Raw genomic sequence first — 2832 nt, forward strand, 5'->3', positions numbered from 1 at the left:
AGGTTTAGGAACATGTTTAGATATGTTCCTAGTTTTGAGTTCGTCTACTAGTTTTCCACGTTGTTTATCAGTTTTAATGACTTTTCCATCAATTCCTGGTGTCCTTTTACCTTTATTAATCTGTGTAACACGTTTAACTGCTATTAAAATAGCAGATGTACTTCTCACCAATATTCTTTGTAAATCTCGTACTTTTCTTGAATCTCCTATACTTTCGGCATGATATATCCGTTTCTGTAACTTATCTACATACTTCTCGACCTTGTACCAATTGATACAAGACCAATCCGTAGCGTATTGTGCTGTGGACTCATAAACATTATCGTTTTGAGTATATCTCATCTTATCACTAATCCTTTGAATAAATTACTTCTTATTCCGTTTTATATTCACGTTTTCCACCAATCAGAAGTCTGCCATGTTATCCATGCCACACACGAAGGCGTGGTATCCATTATAGTTATTATTCCCACTATTTCCTATTGTCTTTCGACTGTTAATGGCTTTTGCTTTCTCTGATATCCATTACCTCCTAAGGAATTAGGCTTCTTTCACAATCCGCTTACTCACAAATAGTTGTGAGACCTTGTGAGGCTTACCAAGTTGATCTACTTCAGAAGCGAATGAATTAAGGTTCAATCTATACTCCGGCAAATTACTGTAAGGTTATGACTAAATAATCACGTATTAATTGATTATTCCTATGAATTTGCATACAATAGTAGTTAAATAAAATTTAACGTTGCATCCTACCTACTGGCTTGATTTACGAAGCTTACAATTGTTCACTTACGTTAACCTTTTTCACTCTTTCCCTAGCACATAAGTACAATGAATGCTTTATACTTATTTATGCATAATATCATGCAACCTCATAATCAATTACTCGATTATGAGTTTCAATGGGGAAAATCCCGTCATAACTGGGATTGAAATAAGATTTCACTGATTTAAATGGGAAATAGACCCTAGCTTGTCGCACTATTACTTATCAAATGCTCTTACTCTTTTTTTATATAACCATTAAAAACAATCTTAAATTAAAAAGGATTTGGTAGTATGATAATAAACTGGCAAGAAGAAATAACAAAAGTAGACCCTGACATAAAATTCAGGGCTCAAGGCGGATGGTTAAAAACCATTGAAGAACTAGATAAAAGCGTGAGAAACGGATATTCCCTTGTTGGAGACTTTGTACAGGCAGGAAATTTTGAAGCCGAATACAGTGAAGGAATTTATCTTGACTGCAACAAGGAAGGAACAGCCAAAAAACCACAGCAGGACTACCGACTGTTCAGATTCAGAGACGGCAAAGTACGTCTTTTGGACATGGTAATCGATGCAGGTCAGGGATGGGCCATCGATTTATGGGATGCCGTAGAAGACGAACTTTAAAAAAAAAATTAATAATAAGTTTCGTCCCTTAGCTTAAACCTTGAAAATCCCTTGGTTTGAATATTCATTCTCGGATCAAGGAATTTCGGTTCCTGCAGAAGGATAATCTTGTGATCCATGTTTTGAGGGAAATTTTTGTCTTTCCCATCAACTATGCCCCTAAAGCTAACGGACAAATCACCTGCACCACCAATGTTCATCACCAATTTTTCACTTGTTAAAACATCACTGAAGAAGTTTTCCAAATCAATTGCCTCGAAAACTGGAGCAACATAACTTAAGGCCATCAGCCCATTTTCTTTTTCACGGATTTTGACCCTTCTCTGGTCCAGTTCAATTGATTGATTTGATTTGTCTTTAGCTATTACAATCTTATCTGAAAATTGAACATCAAGCAAGATACCACTATCCGATATGGCAGAACTCACAGCATGCACATGTCGGTGCAAAGTAGGAGTCATCAGGTTCTACAATAGCCTTTTGGGCAAAAAGAGTAATGTTGAATTTCGGATGATATTCCTTGCTGACTTCCTTGGTCATCGGAGACAGTCCTCTGTAGTATACCGGCCTGTAGCCTGTCTGTGAAATATCAAAGTAGAATTTTTCACCAGTCTGGAATCTTTTGAAGTATTCTTCCAATTTCAAAGCCTCTTTTGGAGGAATTGAAAAGGTAAAGCCCATTGTGTCATCACTTCTTTGCCTGATTCCGGCATTTGAAATGTCAACAGCCAATATGTCATCATTTCCCCTTACAAAGACAACACAGTTCTCCAAGTTTACATCATTTTCACGAGCAATATCATTTAAATCTGTCATGATAATCACCTAAATTAAACAATTATGAATGTATTTAGAAAAAGTTATTTATAAAATATGCAGTAATTTGAAAGTTATTGAAAAAATAGATTTGAGTGAAGATTAAAAATTAATCTTCATTGTTTTGCCAACTTATACCAGTCTTTGCCTGGTTGTTGGTTTTTTGTTTTGCCAGCTGTATCTCCTGAGTTTTTTGGATTTACCAAATCCGCAAGAAGCACAGACTTTTTTACGTATGTGATAAGTGTTTCTACCACATCTTCTACATCTGATATGGGTCTTTTTATTCTTTTTACCCATTGATGGAGTTCCCTTTGACATTGATACACCTCCCTACACTATCTCTAAAATCTATGTTATAATAAAGTATTGAATAATACTATGGTGAAATATAAACAATATTGTCTCCTCTGATGAGTACAACACCGAGTCTTCTGGTTACTTCTCCGTCTTGTAACTCTTCTGCATCATTAAGAACCAAGTTCATGTGTAAATCAAAGCTCTTAAGTATACCTCTAAATTCACGATCTCCTTTGAGTTTTATTAAAACAGGAGCATCCACAGATTTTCCTAATGCGTCAAGTGGTCTTTGAACATTTTGTCCGCTCATTATATCACCTT

General features: G+C 35.6%; 6 protein-coding genes. 1 reads left to right on the forward strand and 5 read right to left on the reverse strand.

Annotation, left to right across the window (positions count from 1 at the left end):
- A partial coding sequence (locus ACKI2P_RS05065) for a reverse transcriptase N-terminal domain-containing protein (protein ID WP_407375612.1) occupies window positions 1-342 on the reverse strand: 342 nt, incomplete at its 3' end.
- A 717-nt stretch (window positions 343-1059) separates the two neighbouring features.
- On the opposite strand from ACKI2P_RS05065, the gene ACKI2P_RS05070 reads away from it, so the two are divergent.
- Window positions 1060-1395 carry a hypothetical protein gene (locus ACKI2P_RS05070; RefSeq protein WP_407375614.1) on the forward strand — a complete coding sequence of 112 codons (336 nt, stop codon included), beginning with the start codon at window positions 1060-1062 and terminating at the stop codon, window positions 1393-1395.
- Between the two features lie 8 nt (window positions 1396-1403).
- Here the strand turns inward: ACKI2P_RS05070 and ACKI2P_RS05075 are convergent, their stop codons facing one another.
- From ACKI2P_RS05075 to ACKI2P_RS05090, 4 genes are all read right to left on the reverse strand, one after another.
- The gene (locus ACKI2P_RS05075; protein WP_407375616.1) at window positions 1404-1793 is read right to left on the reverse strand and encodes a hypothetical protein; all 390 of its coding nucleotides are present in this window, start codon (window positions 1791-1793) and stop codon (window positions 1404-1406) included.
- Between the two features lie 7 nt (window positions 1794-1800).
- Window positions 1801-2211 carry a hypothetical protein gene (locus tag ACKI2P_RS05080; protein WP_407375618.1) on the reverse strand — a complete coding sequence of 137 codons (411 nt, stop codon included), beginning with the start codon at window positions 2209-2211 and terminating at the stop codon, window positions 1801-1803.
- Window positions 2212-2343: 132 nt separating this feature from the next.
- Window positions 2344-2532 carry a 50S ribosomal protein L37e gene (locus ACKI2P_RS05085; protein ID WP_067042784.1) on the reverse strand — a complete coding sequence of 63 codons (189 nt, stop codon included), beginning with the start codon at window positions 2530-2532 and terminating at the stop codon, window positions 2344-2346.
- Between the two features lie 58 nt (window positions 2533-2590).
- Window positions 2591-2821 carry an LSm family protein gene (locus ACKI2P_RS05090; RefSeq protein ID WP_067042787.1) on the reverse strand — a complete coding sequence of 77 codons (231 nt, stop codon included), beginning with the start codon at window positions 2819-2821 and terminating at the stop codon, window positions 2591-2593.
- Between the last annotated feature and the right edge of the window lie 11 nt (window positions 2822-2832).

Source organism: Methanobrevibacter sp. (assembly GCF_045541095.1).
GTDB lineage: Archaea > Methanobacteriota > Methanobacteria > Methanobacteriales > Methanobacteriaceae > Methanocatella.